A 21,181-nucleotide genomic window follows, 5' to 3' on the forward strand; every position below is an offset into this window, starting at 1 on the left:
ATAGAGCAAAAATAGTCATCTATAAGATGACTATTCGGCTTTCGTAAATTGTATCGTAACCAATTGCGTATTCACTTCAGTCGGTGAAATGGAATACTCCAGCTTCTCATCATTCACATAAATCTCAGTTTCATATGCTCTGCCTATATTGATGACAGCTTCTTTTTCATTGGTGAAATCAATTTCCTGGCTTTTATCCTTGTCGATAGTGCCCTGGAATAGTAATTTACCTTCACCATTTTTTATGCCGACCCATGGTGAGCCTTTTGAGGTCACCTTTAATTTAAAGGTATCTGTATTTTTTAATTCATACGTACTATTTTTACCGCTGGAACTTGTGACGGCAAGTTTTTGCTCTTTCTTTTCATCTTTGACAACTTCATCATCTTCATTCTTCTCATCAGTTGAATCCGGTTTTTCTTCATTCTGTTTTTTGTCTGCATTCTCTTTTTCTTCGTTAAAACCATCACTTTTATTATAGCCCACAGCTTCATTCTCTTTAGCGTTCTTTTTATCATCATTATCTGGGTTACTCATATAATTCGATACCAGTACCCATATCAAAATGGCCGCACCAATTACTAAAACGACAGCCAAGATCTTAGGTAGCATTTCCACAACCTTTGAATCTCCTGCCGGTATAGTTTTCCGGGATTGGACCCTTGAGAGCTGTTCTGGCAATTCCTCGCTATAGATAGATGGCACTTCACTTTTATATTGTTCGAAAATCTCTTCCGGGTCCAGTCCGACCGCTTCACAATATTGCTTTATGAATGCCCGTACATAGAACTTTCCAGGCATCATACTATAATTTCCCTCTTCAATGCCAATAAGGTAACGCTTTTGAATCTTCGTTAATTCCTGCAAATCTTCCAAGCTAAGGCCTTTGGCTTCCCTAGCTTCCTTTAATCGATTACCTAACTCAGTCAAATAAAACACCTGCCATTTTAAAAGTCAAAGGAACCAAAATCGGACCCTGAAAACTGGTCTTTTTGGTCGACAACTTCATATGTTATTTCTTCTTCAGGATTGTTTCGCAATTCAATAATATAATCAAAGTCTTCGAGGGTATACTCTGTATTTTGGACAAAAACATCCGGATGTTCGATTACTTTGACAGCATCAAGCCTCATTATTTCGCGAATTAACTGCCAATGACGCTCATTTGCACGGCGAGTGGAAACAATTCCATCCAAAATGAACAAATTATCATTATTATATTCATCCTCAATAAGCTGACTGCGGATAGTCTGCTTTAAAAGGGTCGATGACACAAACAACCATCTCTTATTAGCACATACACTCGACGCTACGATGGATTCAGTTTTCCCGACACGAGGCATCCCTCGTATCCCGATCAATTTATGACCTTCCTGTTTAAACAGCTCGGCCAGGAAATCGACAAGCAAGCCCAGTTCATCACGGACAAACCTAAAGGTGTTTTTCTCATCGGCATCGCGCTGAATATAACGTCCATGCCTGACTGCGAGGCGATCACGCAATTTAGGTTCCCTCAGCTTAATGACCTTTATCGTATCCATAGTACGGAGAATTGACTCGAATCTCTCTATATTACGGCTGTCTTTCGCCAACAAAAGTAAACCACGCCTGCCTTCATCGACCCCGTTAATGGTGATGATATTAATGGAAAGCATACCCAGAAGGGATGAAATATCCCCTAATAAACCAGGACGGTTGACTTGGATTTCATATTCAAAATACCATTCTTTATTATCCACGATAACACTCCTTAAGCCTAAAAGCTTTCACCCTACTCAGGGGCAAAAAACTTATCCATCGTAAATTTCAAGGTCTGAACACTTTTTTATTAATTGTCTAGCTTCTATAATATAGCATTTCGTGATAAGTTAAAAGGAAAAACCCTAGAAAAATATTCATTTTTATATAAGAAGATAAATAATCATCCACTTAAATCCAAAAGGCCCTGTTAATTTATAACAGGGCCTTTGGAGAGATATTTTACTTCGTTCCATTGTTCTCGACTAACTTGACCATGACACTTGCCATGGCGTGTTTTTCTTCATCGCTTGCAACTGACCAAAGATCAGCAAGCACTTTCTCTTGATCATTCTGGGGCTCAACCTGATTAGCCAGGTAATCACCGATTTCGAAAGCCAAGTTGTTAACAGCGCCTTCTGACAAGCCTTGTTGTTCACCTTGATTTAATCTGTCGCCTAAAAAGTTTTTCCATTGATCCCAATTGTCCAGTACAGACATGAATGGTCACCCTTTCCTTCAAAATAGTACATAGATATTTTGTGAAGGAACCGAGGAAATTATACATGTCTTAAAAAAAATCATGTGTACCATCCGCCATTTACGCCTAAAATTTGCCCGGTTATATAGGATGACTTGTCGGAAAGCAAATAGTAAACGGCCTCTGCGACTTCTTTGGAATGCCCCATCCTGCCCATCGGGATATCGCCTTTGATGATCTCCAGATCTTCTGCACTGAATGATTCGAGCATGGAAGTGGAAATCGCACCGGGGGCAACGGCATTCACCCGGATTCCATTAAGCGAGACTTCTTTGCTAAGCGCCTTGATAAAAGCATTTTGACTGCCCTTGACCATTGAATATAATACTTCACAGGATGCACCTGTCTGCCCCCAAATCGATGTGACCGCAACGATGGCAGCCTGTTCTTGGTACATAAGCTTTGGAAGCAGTTCCTTTGTTAATTGGAAAGGGCTCGTTACATGCAGCTGCACCATTTCATTAACGATTTTTTCTTCCATATCTGATATTAGTCCATAATAGCTATTGCCGCTATTGAGGACGATTGCATGTAGGGCAAAAATATTTTCAGCCAATTTCTTGTATCCATCCGGTGCAGCCAAATCCGCTTGAACCGGAATAAGTTCGACTTGATGGGGCTTCAGTTCTTCAATCAGTTCAAGTATCGCTTCTTCATTGCTGTTATAATGTAAATAAAGTGAATAATTCTCCTCGGCGAGCTTTATAGCGATTTCCCGGCCGATTCCTCCACTGGCTCCAGTAATAAGGGCAAAACGTTTCCCCACATTCGAGCCCCCTTTTATATTATTTAGGAAGTACCTGACAGACTGTCATCCGTTCATCGGATATTAAGTCCTTGGCGAACTCCCTGATATCTTCAATCGTTAGTTTTTCCAATACTGATACAACATCGAACAAGTTCATATCATTGAATGCATATCTGGTGAATTGATTCGCTATATATTCCGGCGAATTCAGAGAACGAAGGAACGAACCGATTTTTTTCTTGATTGTCCTTTGCAGGCTTTCTTCATTCAGGCCGGTTCCGGCTTTTGATTTTTGCAGGATACCAAATAAAGACTCCGTCAACTCATCAGGTTTGGCACTGTCCCCGCCAATTAACGCAAATCCAAAACCTTGTTCCTGTGTATAATCATATGAGAAGCTTTGATCAATCAACCCTTCCTCATATAGCTCTTCATGCAAAGGTGAACTTTTGCCGAACAGCATCTCCAGATAAATATTGGTTGCCAATTCCCTTTTCAAAAGCTGTAAACCGGATTGATGGACATTGGTCGCCTTGATTCCCAGCATCACTTTAGGTGTCTGGACATTCATTCTTAAGACTTCCTTGTCCTTGGCAACAATTTCCGGCTCTTGGTCAACCTTACGTTCCACCTCAGGTTGTTCGTTGTACCCTTTATTATTTTGATTATCCCGGATCAGCTTCATGGTGCTTTCGACATCCACCGGTCCTACAACGAATAGGAGCATGTTGCTAGGATGATAAAACGTATTATAACATTCGTAAAGCATATCCTTCGTAATATCTGCAATGGATTCCACAGTACCGGCAATATCGATTTTTACGGGATGCTGATGATACATATTGGCTATCGTCCCGAAATATAATCGCCAGTCCGCATTATCATCATACATATTGATTTCCTGTCCAATGATTCCTTTTTCCTTCTCTACCGTCTTTTCCGAAAAGTAAGGATCCTGGACAAAGTCGATTAAGGTAGTTAGGTTCCTCTCGAAATCGGACGTGCTGGAAAATAAATAAGCTGTACGGGTGAAAGAAGTAAAGGCATTTGCAGATGCTCCCTGCTTTGAAAATTGCTGAAAAACATCTCCATCTTCCTTTTCAAAAAGCTTATGTTCAAGAAAATGGGCAATCCCATCAGGTACTTTAGTGAATTCCGTTTCATTCAATGGTTTGAAATGGTTGTCAATCGAACCATATTTCGTCGTGAAAGTGGCAAATGATTTATTGAAGCCAGTTTTCGGAAGAATATACACTTCTAGGCCATTATCCATTTTTTCATGGAAAAGTTCTTCTTTCAATTGAGTGAATGCTATTTTTTCCATTACCCTTGCACCTCCTCTTCCGTTAGGAAATAAATCGTATCAAGCTGAATCTTTTGACCAACTGCAATGATTTCTTCCTTTGTCGTCCGCTCTGTGTTTGCAAACCACTCGTCGAGTGATATATCATGCCCGGAAACCACATTATGATATAAGATTTCCACAAGTCCTCTCGAAACGTCAATGGTTTCAAGGAGTTGATTCTTTACGACCGCCTTTGTCTGTGCCAGCTCTTCTTCAGAAAAGTTCCCTTGCTTCATTTCCTTCATTTGTGCATGAATGATATCCAATGCCTGCTTGTAGTTGGCATTTTCAATGCCGGCCATGACCATTAATAGACCTTTATGACTTTCGAGCCTCGAAGCTGCATAATAAGCAAGGCTGGCTTTCTCCCGGACATTGATGAAAAGTTTGGAATGTGAAAAGCCACCAAAAATCCCATTGAAAAGCTGAAGTGCATAATAATCCGGATCACCGTAGGCAACTTGGGTTCGATAACCGATATTCAATTTCCCTTGCTTCACATCCGAATTCTCAATGATTTCTTTTTCCTTCTCCACTACCTTGCCCGTCTTCCGTGGCAGTCTCACAGGAACTCTTTCTTGCAATGAAACATACTTGTCAGCCAGGGCCTGCACTTCCGATTCATCGATGTCACCGATTACGTATAAATCGATTTCATCCTCCGCCAGCACTTTTTTATAATAGGCGAAAAGGGACTCAGGAGTCATCGTTTCCAAGTCTTGTAGATTACCGCTCGCTTCTAAAGCATATGGTTCGTTTTTGCACATTTCCTCTACAAGGCGTATAGCTGAATATCGCATTTTGTCATCGGAAATGGACTGAATCCGTTGTTTTAAAGAACGGATTTCATTGGAAACCGTTTTAGGGTCAAAGGCTTCGCCTTTCTTCTTCGGATTAAAGATCACCTCTGATAATAACCCAAAAGCCTTTTCGAGGAGAGGGGTTGAATCATTAAGGAATTTTTCATTGACGATATCGATCGTAAAACTTATGATTTGATATTCGCCTTTTTTAGCTACATCAACATAAAACCCTGCTCCATATAAATCATCGAGATACGATCGAAGCTCGGGTGTTGTAGGATATTTACTTGTATTGCTTTGTAACACATATGGCAGCAATGCGCGATATGTAACGTCCTCTTTTGTCAACGGGGCTTTCAATTTCAGTACAAGAGTATTCGTTTTATATTTATCCGTCCGGACCACATGAAGCTTGTAGCCGCTTTTTTCCGTAATTGTATCGGAAGCAATAGACATGAATAATCCTCCTCATTATATAAATCACCTTTATTAGCTTATTGTTTGTAGATCGGAACCCTTTTAAACATCTACTTAAAATATACATGTGAAAGGAAAAATCATGCAAGTTACAGCTACTTTTTTTGGTATTTCACCGGCCTCACCATCACTTACGGCTCCAATCTCAAGAGAAAAAACCGGCCAGCAAAGTTGCTGACCGGTTCAATCCTTATCTTTTCCCTTTGATGTATGGCTGTCCGGATGCTTTCGGAGCATCTGCACGTCCAATGAAACCAGTTAGTGCAATAATCGTCAAGATATATGGCATTATCAATAAGAAAACGGACGGTATGTCTTTTATAAACGGAAGGCTGGAACCGACGATGCTTAAACTTTGTGCCAAACCAAAGAATAACGCAGCTCCCATTGCTCCAAGCGGATTCCATTTACCAAAAATCATGGCGGCAATGGCCATGAAACCTTGACCATTGATGGTCGTATGACTAAAGTCATTCGCAAATAAAGTCGCATGGATGGCTCCCCCGATACCGGCAAAGGCTCCTGATAGAAGGACAGCCTGATAACGGATCTTGGTCACATTTATGCCCATTGTATCAGCAGCCATCGGATGCTCCCCTACAGACCGGAGGCGAAGTCCAAATGATGTTTTAAAAATGATATACCAAACGAAAATTGCCACAATAATTGCCAGATAAGCAATATAGTAGCCGTTCGAGAATAATATAGGACCTATAATAGGGATATCACTTAGCAAAGGAATATCTATCCTCGGGAAAGTTTCGGTGATAATATCCGTTTGACCTTTATCATAAATCTTCTTAACAAGAAATAAGGTAAGCCCCACTGCCAATAAGTTTATAGCCACCCCGCTTACGGTTTGATCCGCGCGGAATGTTATGGACGCAACTGCATGTAGCGCTGAAAATAGCAACGCAGCAATCATGGCGACTAAAACGGAAAGCCATGGTGTCCAGGCCCCCAATACATCTGCATACATTAAGTTGAAAACGATTCCTGTGAAGGCTCCAATTACCATTAGCCCTTCCAGCCCTATATTGATAACACCAGATCGTTCAGAAAATACACCACCAAGCGCAGTGAAAATCAGCGGGGCAGCGTAAGCAATCATGGACGGAATGATGATTTGTAGCACTTGATAAATGTCCACTTATTTCGCCCCCTTCTTAAAGCTTTGCACAATCCAGCGGATAAAATAGCTGGATGCAACAAAAAATATAATTAATGCAATGACAATATCAACAATTTCACTTGGAATGCCGGTCTGTAATGGCATATTGATTGCCCCTGCTTTAAGTCCACCGAACAAGAAAGCCGCCAGGACAACCCCGATTGCTGAGTTGGCTCCCAATAACGCAACGGCAATCCCATCAAAACCGATTCCCGTAAATCCACCTTTAATGGCTGCATAACCAAAAGTCCCCAGACCTTCCATCGCTCCAGCTAAACCTGCAAATGCACCTGAAATGACCATGGATAGAATGATATTTTTGTTTACACTCATTCCGGAATACTCGGAAGCCTGCTGATTAAATCCAACAGCTTTCAACTCGAAGCCGGTTTTTGTCTTTTCCAAGATGAACCACATAATGAATACACAGATGATCGCTATGAAGATTCCCCAATGAAGTCGGGAGAAATCTGTTAAACTCTCAAAAAATGGGGAACGAAGGGACGCTGTTTCAGCAATCCGTTCCGTTTTGTCCTGATTATCGGAAATAACGTTTTGTATTAAGTAATTGGTTACATACAAAGCCGTGTAATTTAGCATGATGGATACAATTACTTCATGTACGCGGAATTTAGCCTTCAAATACCCTGGAATAAAGGCCCAAAGCGATCCAGCTACAGCTCCTGCAAGTATTGCTAATGGTAAGTGGATGATTTTCGGGAGATCAAAAGCGACTCCAACCCAAACTGCTGCAAGCCAGCCAACGATTAATTGACCTTCAACTCCAATATTGAACAAACCTGTTCTAAACGCGAAGGCAACGGCTAAACCAGCAAGGATATACGGTATGATTGTTCGTAAAGTTTCGCCTGCATAATAGGAATCGCCAACGATTCCAGCCAACATTGCCCCATATCCTTCAACTGGATTATATCCACTCACCAACATGATAACTGCTCCAGCAAGCAATCCAAGGATGACAGCAAATAATGGACTCGTTAATTTATAAAAATATTTAGACATGTTCTCTTTCACCTGCTTCCGGACGCTTACTTCCAGCCATTAATAATCCCAATTCCTGTTCTGTCGTTTCTTTAGGATCCACAATTGCAACTATTTCTCCTTCATAAATGACGGCGATTCGATCACTGACATTCATTACTTCATCTAGTTCAAAAGAGATCAGAAGAACGGCTTTACCAGCATCACGCTGTTCAATCAACCGACGGTGGATGAACTCGATAGCACCGACATCCAACCCACGTGTAGGCTGTGCCGCAATCAATAAATCAGGGTTTCTATCCACTTCTCGACCAATGATTGCTTTTTGCTGATTTCCTCCTGATAGTGCCCGGGCAGGCGTATATTCATCAGGTGTCCTAACATCATATTCTTTAATGATCGTACGAGCCTTTTCAAAGATTTTCTTAGCGTGCAAAATGCCGCCTGATGAAAAAGGCTCTTGATAATATGTTTGCAGTACGATGTTTTCACCAATGCTAAAGTCCAGGACAAGCCCATGTTTATGACGATCTTCAGGTATATGCCCTACTCCAGCCTCAGTGATTTTACGAGGTTTCATATTCTGTATCTGTTTTCCGTTCAATGATATAGTTCCAGTGGTCACTTTCTTCAATCCTGTAAGAGCCTCGATAAGTTCGGACTGTCCGTTGCCATCCACTCCGGCAATGCCAATTATTTCACCAGCACGTACAGAAAGGTCAAGGTTATGAACAGCAGATACACCACGGGAATCTTTCACTTCCAGATTCTTCACTTCTAAAACGACTTCTTGAGGATTCGCTACTGATTTTTTCGTTTTAAAAACGACATCCCTTCCAACCATTAAACTGGCTAGTTCATCGGGATTTGTTTCTTTAACATTCACTGTCCCAATGCCCTTGCCTTTTCTAATAACCGTGACTCGATCGCAAACCTCCATAATTTCCTTTAACTTATGGGTAATCAGGATAATGGACTTTCCTTCCTTAATAAGGGCTTTCATGATCGTGATCAATTCTTTTATTTCCTGAGGTGTCAATACAGCAGTAGGTTCATCAAAAATCAGAATTTCCGCACCTCGGTACAAGGTTTTCAATATTTCCACCCTTTGCTGCATCCCAACGGAAATATCAGCAATTTTCGCATCTGGATCCACACTTAAATGGTACCGTTCCGAAAGTTTCCTTACCTCTTCACTCGCTTTCTTTACATTAACCTTTCCATATTTCGATGGTTCTTTTCCAAGAATGATATTTTCGGTAACTGTAAATGGATCTACCAGCATAAAATGTTGATGCACCATTCCAATTCCGAGGTCATTGGCAACATTCGGACTTGTAATCTGAACAACCTTCTCATTCACACGGATTTCTCCCTGCTCTGGCTGATATAATCCAAATAGTACATTCATTAGCGTGGATTTTCCAGCTCCATTTTCGCCTAGCAATGCGTGAATCTCCCCTTTTTTCACCTGAAGGGTTATATTATCATTTGCAATAATACCTGGGAATTCTTTACGGATATTAAGCATCTCAATTACATGTTCCACGTATAATCAACTCCTATAGAAATGAGGATTCTGATACCTAACTAGGAGATATTGATAGATTCCTAATAGTTCTCATTTGGTTTTTTCATAAAAAACCAAATGAAAAACTACAAAAAGTTTCATAGTCTTTCATTCGGTTTTTCATCCATATGAAAAAGGATTCGAAGGCCTTCAACAGACCTTCTTATTCCTTTTCATTTCTGAATGAATTATTTAAATCCTAATTCCTTTAATTCTTTTTCAGTACCAGGAGTTTTTTGTTCGCCAGATTTAATTTTTTCCACGTATTCATTAACCGCTTTTAATGATTCTTCAGTTACATTTTCTTGAGATTCCGAAATCATGATCCCGTTTTCCTCAAGACCGTATTCAATCGTTTCTCCACCAGGGAAGTTACCCTCTTTTGTCTTTTTCGCTAAATCCTGAACTGCAACATCTACACGTTTTACCATTGAAGTCAAAGTAACATTATAATCCTTTCCATCAACTTTCAATGCGCCTTCTTCTTTTTGGTCACGGTCTACCCCGATAACCCAAATGTCTTTTTTAGGATCTTTTTTCTTCAATTCTTTAGCAGAAGTGAATACACCGTTTCCTGTTCCACCAGCCGCTTGGTAAATGATATCAATTCCAGAAGAATACATGTTATTTGCCATTTGCTGACCTTTAGCTGCATCTCCAAATGACCCTGCATATTGCGCTGTAATTTTCGCATCCGGATTTACTGATAGCACACCAGCTTTAAAGCCTACCTCAAACTTCTTGATTAGTTCGGAATCCACACCGCCGATGAAGCCTATTTTATCCGATTTAGTCTGTAAACCGGCAATAACGCCCACTAGGAATGATCCTTGTTGCTCTTTAAAAACGATGCTTGCAACATTGTCTTGTTTTACAACGCTGTCAACGATTGCAAATTGAGATTTAGGACGCTGTGTTGCCACCTCATCAACCGATTCCGCTAATGCGTAACCAATCGCATAGATAATATTATAATTTTCTTTAACAAGTGTATTTAGGTTCGTTGTATACTCAGAATCTGATTTTGACTGAATGTAATTATAGCCGTCTTTTCCTTTTTCCAATCCATTGTCTTTACCAAAAGCTTGAAGACCTTCCCAAGCGGATTGGTTGAAGGATTTGTCGTCGATACCGCCAATATCGGTAACCATCGATACCGTGAAGTTATCTTTGTTTTTCCCATTTGAAGATTCTTTATCATCATTCTCTGAATTACCACATGCTCCTAGTAGCGTACCGGCTGCAAGAACAAGTGAAAGAGCTAGTCCTAATTTGCGCTTTTTCAATTTTTATCCCCCTAATTTACATAGTTTTTTGAGCAGGAATGTTCTGAAAAGTCATTTATGTTTGCGTTTTCACTTCTCGTTAATTTTTTTTGCATCCGCTTGATCGACTTTTTCGGAATCGAAACAAACGCTTGCATTCACCCGTTTGCAGAGTCAAGGCCTACACACGTTTACGAAGAACATGAAAGCTGAACATATTGGCTTTAAAGTAGTTTACAGAATACAGGATAGGCTGGTCCCAATCATCCAGATGCATCTGCTTTAGAACGAGCAGTGCGGCTTCTGGCGAGCATTTAAGGATAGGAGAAACTTTCTCATGATATCCAATAGGCTCAATCTCAGCTACAGCATGCGTAATTTTCCGATGCGCATCTCTTTCCAATATATCTAAAAGAGACTCATCATTACGGTCAAAATTTTCTGATAGTATAGATTCAGGAATTTTGTCAATACAGTAGACAACTGGCTCCCCATTAGCAGTCCTCACTCGTTCGATGATGACGATGCGTTCATCTGTCGAACACGAAAACCTGCGTATATCCTCTTCTGTAGGTTCTTGGGCCGTCGAGCTTAAGAAAATCGTACCCGGTTTCATTCCTGCCTCTTCAATCATGTTCGTGACACTTTTTAATTGCTCGATACCTGAAGTGAACCGAGGTTTCGGATTGACGAAAGTCCCCACTCCGTGGCGGCGAATGATGATGTTTTCTTCTTCTAAAATTCGCAGCGCTTCTCGAAGTGTCGCCCTACTAACTCCCAATTTTTTTGCAAGATCGAATTCTGAAGGGAATTTTTCATTTTCCTGATAGACTCCAGCTTCAATATCCTGCTTCAGGTAATCAATGACCTGCAAATATAAATGTCGACTATCTGATTTTATTGACATACAGTTTCCCCCAGCTAATTTCTTAAGACATCAGACCTCTGATGTTGAATCATTCCTACTAATCGAAAATAATATAACATTTTTTTTGACATAAATAAATAGTGTTTTACTATTTACTTTAAAAGAATTTAGGAGAAATTACCCTTCCCTGTGTCTTTTAATCTAGAAAAGGCCGCTGGATTTGTACGATTATTCTCCTAAATCAGATAATTTTTTTTTAAAAAAGCAAAATGAATGCTGCTCTGTTCAAGATGCTGTTTTCCTGTATAATAGGATTTATCTTCTTTGAAGGGATGTACACAAGATGTTAAAGATTACAGAATACACGATTGAAAAATTGAATGATCCATTTGGTATTTTGTCCGGGGAACGTTACGAGTTGTTCTTGGATATTGAAGTGCCTGAAGAGGATGAGCTCTTTTCAGAAAATGGTTTATATATCCGGGTGCTTTTTGCAGTGGAAGAGCAAGCTGGAAAATTGATTAAATATGATATTTTTGAAAAAGGTAATGAGGGCGCACTCGAATTCGATTTAGAAGAAGATGAAGAAGCGATGATTACCGACTTCTGCCTTAGACATTTAGACGAGGCGATGAATAATTAAAAAACCGGGCAGCAGCCCGGTTTTTTTACCTATGATGAATGCGCTTCATCTTGTTCATCTTTAGTGACCAACACATTTCGCGGTTTACTGCCTTCATATGGACCGACAATTCCCCTCGCTTCCATTTCATCAATCAATCTCGCTGCCCTCGTATAGCCAATCCGGAAACGGCGCTGCAGCATGGAAACCGATGCAGTCTGCATTTCTACGATCAAGGACACGGCATCCCCATATAAATCATCTTCGACTTCACCATTTGATGTTTCTGCAATTTCATCGGGTATCATCTCTTCGTTGTATTGTGCTTTTTGCTGTGAAATGACATATGTGACAACTTCCTCGACTTCATTGTCGGATAAAAAGGCACCTTGAACGCGAACCGGTTTTGAAGCTCCTGCAGGCAGGAAGAGCATGTCACCCCGGCCTAACAGTTTTTCAGCTCCGCCCATGTCGAGGATCGTTCTCGAATCAGTCATTGATGAGACACTAAAAGCAATCCGAGATGGGATGTTCGCTTTAATGACCCCTGTAATTACATCTACGGATGGCCGCTGAGTGGCAATTATCAAGTGGATACCAGCGGCACGTGCCATTTGCGCAAGCCGTGTGATGGCATCCTCTACATCATTTGAGGCGACCATCATCAAATCCGCCAGCTCATCGACAATCACTACGATATAAGGCAAGAGCGGTTGTTTGGCATCTTCTTCGATGTTATACCGGTTAATATAATCATTGTAGCCTTCAATATTACGCGTACCGGAATGAGAAAATAGCTCATAGCGCCTTTCCATTTCACTGACCACTTTTTGCAAAGCCTGTGCAGCTTTCTTTGGATTTGTCACTACAGGTGCGAGCAAGTGGGGAATTCCATTATAGACATTCAGCTCCACCATTTTTGGATCGATCATCATCATTTTCACTTCATGCGGTTTTGCCCGCATCAGGATACTCGTGATAATCCCGTTGATACAAACGGATTTCCCGCTGCCAGTAGCACCAGCCACTAGTAAATGGGGCATTTTATTGAGCTCCGCCTTAACCGCTTCACCGGAAATATTCCGACCTAGGCCTATTTGCAGTTTTGCGTCAGGCTTGTCAACTTCCTTGGCCTCTAAAACTTCCCTTAATGACACCATTGCCACTTCGGAGTTGGGCACTTCTATTCCGATAGCCGATTTTCCGGGAATCGGAGCTTCGATTCTAATATCCTTTGCGGCCAGTGCAAGGGCCAAGTCATCCGATAGGCTGACAATTTTACTTACCTTCACCCCTACGTCCGGATGAACTTCGTATTTGGTTACGGCTGGGCCTAAATGAACTTGAGTGACCCTAGCTTTTACTCCAAAGCTTTGAAAGGTGCGCTCAAGCTTCGCCGCATTTTCATGGATCAATTGGTATTCTCCGCTTTGGTCCGTTTTTTTGGGCTGCAATAATAAAGTAAGAGGCGGTAAAAGATATTCTTTATTCTCCACTTCCGTAAAATTCATAGGCGGAACGACATCATCCTGGTCCTCTTTATTATCAGCTGCAGGTTCCGCAACGACCGGAATTATTTCGTCTTCGTCGCTATAGGCTTTATCAGCAAAGCTGGAAATGATCCGCTCCGTCGCCATTTGCTGTGTATCCTCTTCTTGAAGAAGGGGATGATCCGTTTCTTCCACCGGTTCTTTTTCCCGTTTCTTCTTTTTAACCGGATTCTTTTTCTTTTCTTTTTTGTCTTCATTCCACGTTCTCATATCATCTCTGAATGCGGACCATTGCTTTTTGAAAAAGCCGCCAAGACCCATGAAAAACTTCCCGAGGGTTTCACCTAACGTTTTCCCTGTCAATAGGACGGCACCTACAATGATAAAAAGGAATGAAACGATTTTCGATCCTGCTTCGTCGAATAAAAAGTATGAGGCTGCAAATAATATCGCTCCAATCATACCGCCCCCAAGGTCCTTTGTGCTGGCCTTGCCGGTCACTTCCATCCAGAATAGTTCCCATGTATTCGAAATGACGCTGGGCTTCGTGAATGGCCCTCCATCTGCAAGCATGTTGAACAGCGTCACATGACTCAGTAGGAGCATGCTCGCAACAAGGAAATACATCCCGACGAATTGCCGTTTTAACAGGTAAGGGACCTCTCTCTTTATCATCAAATAGAACCCAGTTGCAATTGCTCCCAACAAAAAGAGGATATACCATTCCCCCATGAAGAAGCGGATTAAAAAGACCGTCCCATTTCCCACTGCCCCAAGCTTGGCAATGGCAATGATGGCCAAACCTATTATAGTGAGGCCAATCAATTCATATTTAAGTGTTAGTTTTAACTTTTCTGTACTATTCTTTTTTCTTCGTTTCTTCTTTGCCATAATATCACCTGATTCTTTATGAAACTATTCTAACTTTCCAATTCAACATCACTGCATGATTTCCCTTCACGAAACAAACGTTCGCTACTGATTATACCAAATAAATATGACCCTGTCCTTGATATAAATACCATTCATTCTTAAGGCGGACATTTTTCCCATATAATGAATAAAGCAGCCAAGCGGCTGCTGATTTTCATTCCAGTATATCATAATTTACCTCAGTTAGTCTTTTTTACTAAGGATTCATCTGTTGGAACACATTTATGACAGCTCCTGGCTGAATGTGTACATTCATATAATCCTCAGGATCTGTGCTCACAATTCGATCAATGCGAAACGTGCGGCCCCCGTCATGTTCAACCATCACATGTACGCCATTATAGATCATTTCTATTAAATTTGCCGTCTTCTCATGGTGATGAGGGAAAATTATTTCTTCAGGAACGATCGTATAAAGCGTCATTGCAGAAGCCCCTCCTCTTCCCCGGCAATTTTTGGCCTTCTTTCTTCCATGAAGCTATTCAGTTTTCTCATCGCCTGGCCTACTCCACCTACATCATCGATCATTCCGATTTCAACTGCCTCGGCCCCAATTACATTCGTACCGATATCACGAGTTAAATTTCCTTTAGCAAACATTAAATCCTTAAAACTTTCTTCCGTAACGTTGGAGTGCCGCGTAACAAATTTGATGACTCTTTCCTGCATTTTATCCAAGTATTCAAAGGTTTGGGGCACGCCAATGACCAGACCTGTCAAACGAATGGGATGAATCGTCATCGTTGCTGTTTCAGCAATATAGCTATGGTCACACGAAACCGCAATCGGCACACCGATCGAGTGACCTCCCCCAAGTACAATCGAGACGGATGGCTTTGAAAGCGAAGCCAGCATTTCTGCGATGGCTAGTCCCGCTTCGACATCTCCTCCCACTGTATTTAAAATGACTAGTAGTCCCTCTATATTGGGATTTTGTTCAATTGCCACAATTTGCGGAATAACATGTTCATATTTGGTCGTTTTATTTTGAGGCGGCAGCTGCATATGTCCTTCAATTTGTCCAATGATCGTCAAACAATGGATTTTTGAGTCCTGAGATAGTTGCGGAACGTTGGTAGCTCCCAGCTGCTGGATTTTCTCGATTAAAGTTGAATTCTTACCTTCCTGCTTGCCTTCATTTTCATTTGGTAATGGTGCATTATCCACTATGCCAACCCCTTTCTTCTTATAGCCTATAGCTTTATTATGTCTCGAGACTCGGACTTCATTCTTCAAGATATAAGAGGTTTGACACAGAAAAAAAGAACCCCTGACTGCTTAAATCAGGGGTTCCTTACTTAATATTCCATGATGATCGGCAAAATCATTGGACGGCGTTTCGTTTTTTCATAAAAGAATTGGTTTAACGCATCACGCATTTCCTGCTTCAGCGTGGACCAATCAAAAGGTTGGCGCGACCCATTTTTCTTTACGATTTCACTTACTATTTCAGTTGCTTCGCCAATCATTTTTTCTGATTCGCGAACATATACGAAGCCCCTTGAAATGATTTCAGGGCCAGCTGCAATGCTTTTATCCTGACGGTTCAACGTGACCACTACAATCAAAATGCCATCCTGGGATAACAAGCGCCGATCACGAAGAACGATATTACCCACATCTCCAACGCCGCTGCCATCTATCAAGATATTTCCTGCAGAAACTTTACCGGAAAGACCCATTTTATTGCTCTTAAGTTCGATGACATCACCTTTTTCGGCAATGATGATGTTTTCACGCTTAATCCCCGCTGCAACCCCAACTTTTTGATGGGCATATAAATGGCGGTATTCCCCATGTACAGGGATGAGGAATTTAGGATTCATCAAATTGATCATCATTTTCAGTTCTTCCTGACTGCCATGACCCGTTACGTGCACTTTATATTTATTTGCAGATACTACTTCCGCACCTACCCTGTATAGCAAATCGACGGTTTTGGATAAAATCAGTTCGCCGCCCTGTAAGGGTGATGCACTGATCAAAACTGTGTCTCCCTTTTTGATTGTCACCTGCTTGTGGGTTTGTTTTGCCATTTTTTGAAGTGCCGCAATCGGCTCCCCCTGATGACCGGTCGATAACACGACGATTTCACGGTCGTCATACTGGCTTATTTCATTAATTGGGATTATCAGCTCTTCTTCGACCTTTAAGTAACCTAGGTTCAAGGCTGTTTCATAAACGCGCTGCAGGCTTTTCCCTACAACTGCCACTTTTCTGCGACTTGCTGCCGCTGCATTGAAAACATGTTGAATCCGGTTAATATTCGAAGCGAAGCACGCAACGATGATCCTTCCGGAGGCAGCATGGAATACCTCTGTAATATCCTTGGCCACAACTGCTTCTGATGTCGTATAACCTGGCCTCTCGGCTCCGGTACTATCCGAAAGCAAGCATAGGACACCTTCTTCACCGATACTCGCCATTTTACCGATTTCCGGTTTATATAAATCTGTTGCTGCTTGATCGAATTTGAAATCCCCTGTATAAACGATTGCACCTTCACGAGTGTGGATCACGACTCCGACGGAATCAGGAATACTATGGTTTGTCCGGAAAAAAGACACGGCTGCTTGAGGGAAACTTAAAAGAGAATCCGAATCGATTTCAGTGAATGTCGCCCTGCCGTTAAAGCCATCTTCCTTTAATTTCGTTTTGATTAAAGCGAGAGTAAGCTTTGTTCCATAAACAGGTACCGGTAAATATTTCAAGACATAAGCAAGCGCTCCCATATGGTCTTCATGACCATGGGAAATGAATATTCCCTGTACCCGTTCCTTATTATCCATCAAATACGTAATATCTGGGATAACCGCATCGATTCCGAGCATTTCGTCTTCTGGCAGCATTAACCCTGCATCAAGAAGATAGATGTCCTCGTTCACCTCAACGACGTACATATTTTTACCAAGTTCCCCTTGTCCTCCAAGAGAAATCACTTTTATTCCATTATTTTTATCTTTACCCAATCGAATATCCTCCTTAAAAAATCCCGTTCATAATTTCCCAATGATTTCATTATAACCGATGTTCAAAAAACATGACAACACTTACCATTTTCAGAGGGACTTTTTCATTTAATCCAATAAAACAACCCATTATGTAAGAGATCCTTTGTACTTCCGGTTTCAATTGATAATAAAATTCAAATATTTTCATCCGAAAACGGAAAGTATATCCCATTCATATACATCATTATGTAAAAACAAGCCAATCTTCAACGATCAGCTTGTTCCGTGTCTTTTTATTTTTTTAATACCTTGGTTAATGCAAGGCGCTCTTGCTCAGTCAATGGCACGATTGGAAGTCTCACCGATCCAACGTCAATTCCATATAACTGAAGCGCTGTTTTGACAGGTGCAGGGCTAGGCGCTGCAAACAAACCTTTTATAAGCGGCAACAGTTCCTGATGCAGCCTGGCTGCCTCTTTCAAGTTCCCGCTGATGAAGGCCTCCACTATTTTCTGTAACTCATTACCTGCAATATGTGAAGCAACCGAGACTACACCCACACCACCAATCGCCAATACTGGGAGTGTTAATGCGTCGTCACCACTATATAATGCAAAATCTTCTTCCGTGCCGGCTATGATTTGGGTCATAGCGTTTAAATCCCCGCTCGCTTCCTTAACGGCTACGATATTAGGGATTTTTGAAAGGCGGATGATCGTTTCCGGTTCAATATTTACCGAAGCGCGCCCAGGGATATTATAAACCATAACAGGGAGAGTCGTACTGGCTGCAATAGCCTTAAAATGCTGGTACAGACCTTCTTGATTCGATCTACTATAATACGGGGCAACCAGCATTATCGCATCGGCGCCATTTTGTTCCGCTTTTTTTGTCAACTCGATTGACGCATACGTATTGTTGCTTCCTGTACCCATGATGATGGGCACACGTTTTTCAACAACCTTTGAAACATGACGCAATAAGGCGATTTTCTCCTCCGAAGATAAAGTTGGAGATTCCCCTGTCGTTCCCGAAAGCACAAGCGAATCGGTTCCATTCGCTAATAAGTAATTAACCAATGAAGTCGTCTTTTGAAAATCAACATTTCCCTTGCTATCGAAAGGGGTGACCATTGCGGTTGATACTCTACCAAATATCATTATCAAACACCTCTTTAATTTTTAAAACCTTTAATTATTAAAAAACCTGTTTATTGGACTTCCCTTTCATGCAATTGAAACGCATAGTGCAGGGAATTAACTGCTTCTATTAAATCTTCCTCTTTTACGAGTACCCAAATTGTCGTATGGCTGTCCGCTGACTGGAGAATGGCAATCTCCTTTTCGGAAAGCGCTGTGACAATCTTCGCTGCAACGCCTGGGACTCCATTGATGCCTGCACCGACTACTGAAACCTTGGCACAATTCCGTTCAATGACCGGTTCATGACCAAGCTCGGCCAAAATCGTGAGGGCAAGTTCTGTCATATCCTCCGAAACGGTATAAACTACGCCGTTTGGATAAATATTTATAAAGTCCACTGAAATGGAGGCATTGGCCATTGCTTTAAAAACTTCTGCCTGTAGATTATATTGATCTTTTTTCGCACGGACCTTGATTTGAGTGATCTTTGGTACATGGGCAATCCCGGTCACGAGCCTTTCACGGATGTCACTGCCCTGGCTTCCCTTGTTCATGCTTGTAACAAGTGTTCCCAAGCCTTCGCTGTATGTTGACCTTATCCGAATCGGGACTTTCGCCTGCATCGCAATTTCAACAGCTCTAGGATGAATGACCTTTGCCCCTTGATATGCCATATTGCAAACTTCCGTATATGAAACGATTGATAATGGACGAGCTTGATCGGCAATACGTGGATCTGCCGTCATGATTCCTTCCACATCCGTAAAAATATCGACCCGTTCAGCTTGCAATGCCGCACCTAATGCTGCGGCAGAAGTATCGCTTCCACCACGCCCGATGGTCGTGATGTCCCCGTTTTTAGCCGCTCCCTGGAAACCTGCTACAACGACAACATCCTTCACCTCAAGTTCTTTCATGAGACGGTCGCATTTCATTTCGATAATTTTCGCACTTGAATAGTCGGTATTCGTCAAGAATCCCGCTTGAGCTCCAGTATATGCGACAGCATCAATACCATGTTCCAAGAGCATGTTCGTAAATACGACAGATGATATCGTTTCCCCTACTGACATAAGTAAATCCTGTTCTCGTTTTGAAAGGCAGGCTTTCGCTCCATTTACCAGGGAAAGTAGGGTATCCGTTGCATAAGGATCGCCTTTTCTTCCCATTGCTGAAACTACAACCACCACTTTATAGCCTTCTTTAATCGCATTTTCAATATGCCCCTTGGCGAATGAACGGCTTTCCTCATCACGAACGGATGTCCCACCGTATTTCTGGACGATAATTTTCATAATATGCACCCCAAATATAAGCCAGCTTCCCAATCCGGGAAGCTGACAAAAACTCTCTATCCTATTGGAATTTGATTTTACTTAACGGTAACCAAACCTAATTTCAAAAGGCTCTCAGCAATTTGAACCGAATTCCAAGCTGCCCCTTTTAATAGATTATCGGAAACCACCCATAAATGGAAGCCTTTATCTTCATCCAAATCTTTGCGTATCCGACCGACGAATACATCATTCTTGCCGACGGATGAAGCAGGCGTAGGGTAAACTTGTTGTTCCGGTTCATCTTCTAACACTATTCCAGGTGCCGTTTTCATTAAATCTTTTATTTGAGAAGCCGCTATGCCTTCTTTTTCAACTTCAATGTATACAGATTCCGAATGACCTGTTACAACAGGAAGCCTCACGCAAGTTGCTGCCACTGGAAGGTCTTGCATATGCATGATTTTCTTTGTTTCATTAATCATTTTCATCTCTTCGAACGTGTACCCGTTATCTTGAAATTTATCGATTTGGGGAATGACGTTAAATGCGATTTGATAATGCTTTTCGTCCCCTTTTACCGGTAAAATTTTCGGATCTATTTCTTTTTCATCGAGCAAGTCGCGAGCTTGTTCCTTTAATTCATTAATCGCTGCTGCACCTGCACCCGAAACAGCCTGATAGGTAGAAACAACAATTTTTGATAAGCCGTATGTCTTGCGGATAGGTTCCAATGCCACAACCATTTGGATAGTTGAACAATTCGGATTTGCTATGATCCCATTATGCTGTTTCAAGTCTTCTTCATTTACTTCAGGAACGACTAGCGGCACATTTTCATCCATCCGGAATGCGCTTGTATTATCCACCACTATCGCACCGCGTTTCACTGCTTCTGGAGCCAATTCCTTAGACACGCTTCCTCCAGCACTGAATAAAGCGATATCGATGCCTTCAAAGCTTTCAGGTTTTGCTTCCTGCACTTCGATTTCTTCGCCCTTAAACGTAAGTTTGATTCCTGCGGAACGAGCCGATGATAAAAAGATGATTTTCTTAATCGGTAAGTCCCTCTGTTCGAGTGTTGAAATCATTTGTTGTCCTACTGCTCCAGTTGCTCCCACAACTGCAATACGCAATCCCTGTGTCTCAGTCATTTATACATACTCCTTTTCTATCTCTTAAATTAGTTATTATTGGATTTACTGCTTCTTTTTCAGAATATCATTTATTTTATCACATTAA

Annotated in this window: 19 protein-coding genes; 1 reads left to right on the top strand and 18 read right to left on the bottom strand. The window is 41.5% G+C overall.

Going from position 1 to position 21,181, the window contains the following annotated elements:
• Nucleotides 1–30: 30 nt before the first annotated feature.
• The 11 genes from ACFVS1_RS13030 to ACFVS1_RS13080 form a co-directional block, all read right to left on the bottom strand.
• Complete coding sequence (locus tag ACFVS1_RS13030) at nucleotides 31–939, bottom strand: helix-turn-helix domain-containing protein (RefSeq protein WP_387547938.1); 909 nt, start codon at nucleotides 937–939, stop codon at nucleotides 31–33.
• An 8-nt stretch (nucleotides 940–947) separates the two neighbouring features.
• Nucleotides 948–1,739, bottom strand: a complete 792-nt coding sequence (locus ACFVS1_RS13035) for a DUF3388 domain-containing protein (RefSeq protein WP_034313530.1) — start codon at nucleotides 1,737–1,739, stop codon at nucleotides 948–950.
• Nucleotides 1,740–1,980: 241 nt separating this feature from the next.
• Nucleotides 1,981–2,238 carry a DUF3243 domain-containing protein gene (locus ACFVS1_RS13040; protein ID WP_283917438.1) on the bottom strand — a complete coding sequence of 86 codons (258 nt, stop codon included), beginning with the start codon at nucleotides 2,236–2,238 and terminating at the stop codon, nucleotides 1,981–1,983.
• Nucleotides 2,239–2,318: 80 nt separating this feature from the next.
• On the bottom strand, nucleotides 2,319–3,044 hold the full coding sequence (gene ymfI / locus ACFVS1_RS13045) for an elongation factor P 5-aminopentanone reductase (RefSeq protein ID WP_352921377.1): 726 nt from the start codon (nucleotides 3,042–3,044) through the stop codon (nucleotides 2,319–2,321).
• Nucleotides 3,045–3,063: 19 nt separating this feature from the next.
• On the bottom strand, nucleotides 3,064–4,350 hold the full coding sequence (gene yfmH / locus ACFVS1_RS13050) for an EF-P 5-aminopentanol modification-associated protein YfmH (protein ID WP_387547942.1): 1,287 nt from the start codon (nucleotides 4,348–4,350) through the stop codon (nucleotides 3,064–3,066).
• Nucleotides 4,350–5,630 (bottom strand): EF-P 5-aminopentanol modification-associated protein YfmF, encoded by a 1,281-nt coding sequence (yfmF, locus tag ACFVS1_RS13055; RefSeq protein WP_387547945.1) that lies wholly within the window; start codon nucleotides 5,628–5,630, stop codon nucleotides 4,350–4,352. Before yfmF ends, yfmH begins: the two co-directional genes overlap by 1 nt.
• Nucleotides 5,631–5,841: 211 nt before the next feature.
• The gene (locus ACFVS1_RS13060) at nucleotides 5,842–6,801 is read right to left on the bottom strand and encodes an ABC transporter permease (protein ID WP_352921381.1); all 960 of its coding nucleotides are present in this window, start codon (nucleotides 6,799–6,801) and stop codon (nucleotides 5,842–5,844) included.
• Nucleotides 6,802–7,845, bottom strand: a complete 1,044-nt coding sequence (locus tag ACFVS1_RS13065; protein ID WP_352921383.1) for an ABC transporter permease — start codon at nucleotides 7,843–7,845, stop codon at nucleotides 6,802–6,804.
• Nucleotides 7,838–9,373 carry an ABC transporter ATP-binding protein gene (locus ACFVS1_RS13070; protein ID WP_387547949.1) on the bottom strand — a complete coding sequence of 512 codons (1,536 nt, stop codon included), beginning with the start codon at nucleotides 9,371–9,373 and terminating at the stop codon, nucleotides 7,838–7,840. Before ACFVS1_RS13070 ends, ACFVS1_RS13065 begins: the two co-directional genes overlap by 8 nt.
• A gap of 209 nt (nucleotides 9,374–9,582) precedes the next feature.
• Entirely contained in the window at nucleotides 9,583–10,680 is a 1,098-nt protein-coding gene (locus ACFVS1_RS13075) for a BMP family lipoprotein (protein ID WP_144527119.1), read from the bottom strand.
• Between the two features lie 160 nt (nucleotides 10,681–10,840).
• On the bottom strand, nucleotides 10,841–11,566 hold the full coding sequence (locus ACFVS1_RS13080) for a GntR family transcriptional regulator (protein WP_101224693.1): 726 nt from the start codon (nucleotides 11,564–11,566) through the stop codon (nucleotides 10,841–10,843).
• 304 nt (nucleotides 11,567–11,870) lie between these two features.
• Here ACFVS1_RS13080 and ACFVS1_RS13085 point away from each other — a divergent pair, with 304 nt between their 5' ends.
• The gene (locus ACFVS1_RS13085) at nucleotides 11,871–12,170 is read left to right on the top strand and encodes a DUF6509 family protein (protein ID WP_352921389.1); all 300 of its coding nucleotides are present in this window, start codon (nucleotides 11,871–11,873) and stop codon (nucleotides 12,168–12,170) included.
• Between the two features lie 29 nt (nucleotides 12,171–12,199).
• Here the strand turns inward: ACFVS1_RS13085 and ACFVS1_RS13090 are convergent, their stop codons facing one another.
• The 7 genes from ACFVS1_RS13090 to asd all read right to left on the bottom strand — a co-directional run bounded on the left by ACFVS1_RS13090 (nucleotide 12,200) and on the right by asd (nucleotide 21,093).
• Entirely contained in the window at nucleotides 12,200–14,530 is a 2,331-nt protein-coding gene (locus ACFVS1_RS13090) for a DNA translocase FtsK (protein ID WP_387547953.1), read from the bottom strand.
• Nucleotides 14,531–14,768: 238 nt separating this feature from the next.
• Nucleotides 14,769–14,996 (bottom strand): YlzJ-like family protein, encoded by a 228-nt coding sequence (locus ACFVS1_RS13095; protein ID WP_241591238.1) that lies wholly within the window; start codon nucleotides 14,994–14,996, stop codon nucleotides 14,769–14,771.
• Nucleotides 14,993–15,739 carry a ClpP family protease gene (locus ACFVS1_RS13100; protein ID WP_034313566.1) on the bottom strand — a complete coding sequence of 249 codons (747 nt, stop codon included), beginning with the start codon at nucleotides 15,737–15,739 and terminating at the stop codon, nucleotides 14,993–14,995. Before ACFVS1_RS13100 ends, ACFVS1_RS13095 begins: the two co-directional genes overlap by 4 nt.
• Nucleotides 15,740–15,870: 131 nt before the next feature.
• Nucleotides 15,871–17,541 carry a ribonuclease J gene (locus ACFVS1_RS13105; protein WP_352921393.1) on the bottom strand — a complete coding sequence of 557 codons (1,671 nt, stop codon included), beginning with the start codon at nucleotides 17,539–17,541 and terminating at the stop codon, nucleotides 15,871–15,873.
• 275 nt (nucleotides 17,542–17,816) lie between these two features.
• Nucleotides 17,817–18,683: a 4-hydroxy-tetrahydrodipicolinate synthase gene (gene dapA / locus ACFVS1_RS13110; RefSeq protein WP_387547958.1), complete on the bottom strand. Its 867-nt coding sequence runs from the start codon at nucleotides 18,681–18,683 to the stop codon at nucleotides 17,817–17,819.
• A gap of 50 nt (nucleotides 18,684–18,733) precedes the next feature.
• Nucleotides 18,734–19,960, bottom strand: coding sequence for an aspartate kinase (gene dapG / locus ACFVS1_RS13115; RefSeq protein WP_352921395.1), 1,227 nt, complete (start codon nucleotides 19,958–19,960; stop codon nucleotides 18,734–18,736).
• 77 nt (nucleotides 19,961–20,037) lie between these two features.
• Complete coding sequence (gene asd, locus ACFVS1_RS13120; protein WP_098370982.1) at nucleotides 20,038–21,093, bottom strand: aspartate-semialdehyde dehydrogenase; 1,056 nt, start codon at nucleotides 21,091–21,093, stop codon at nucleotides 20,038–20,040.
• Between the last annotated feature and the right edge of the window lie 88 nt (nucleotides 21,094–21,181).

It is taken from the genome of Peribacillus sp. NPDC058075 (genome assembly GCF_042885195.1).
GTDB lineage: Bacteria > Bacillota > Bacilli > Bacillales > DSM-1321 > Peribacillus.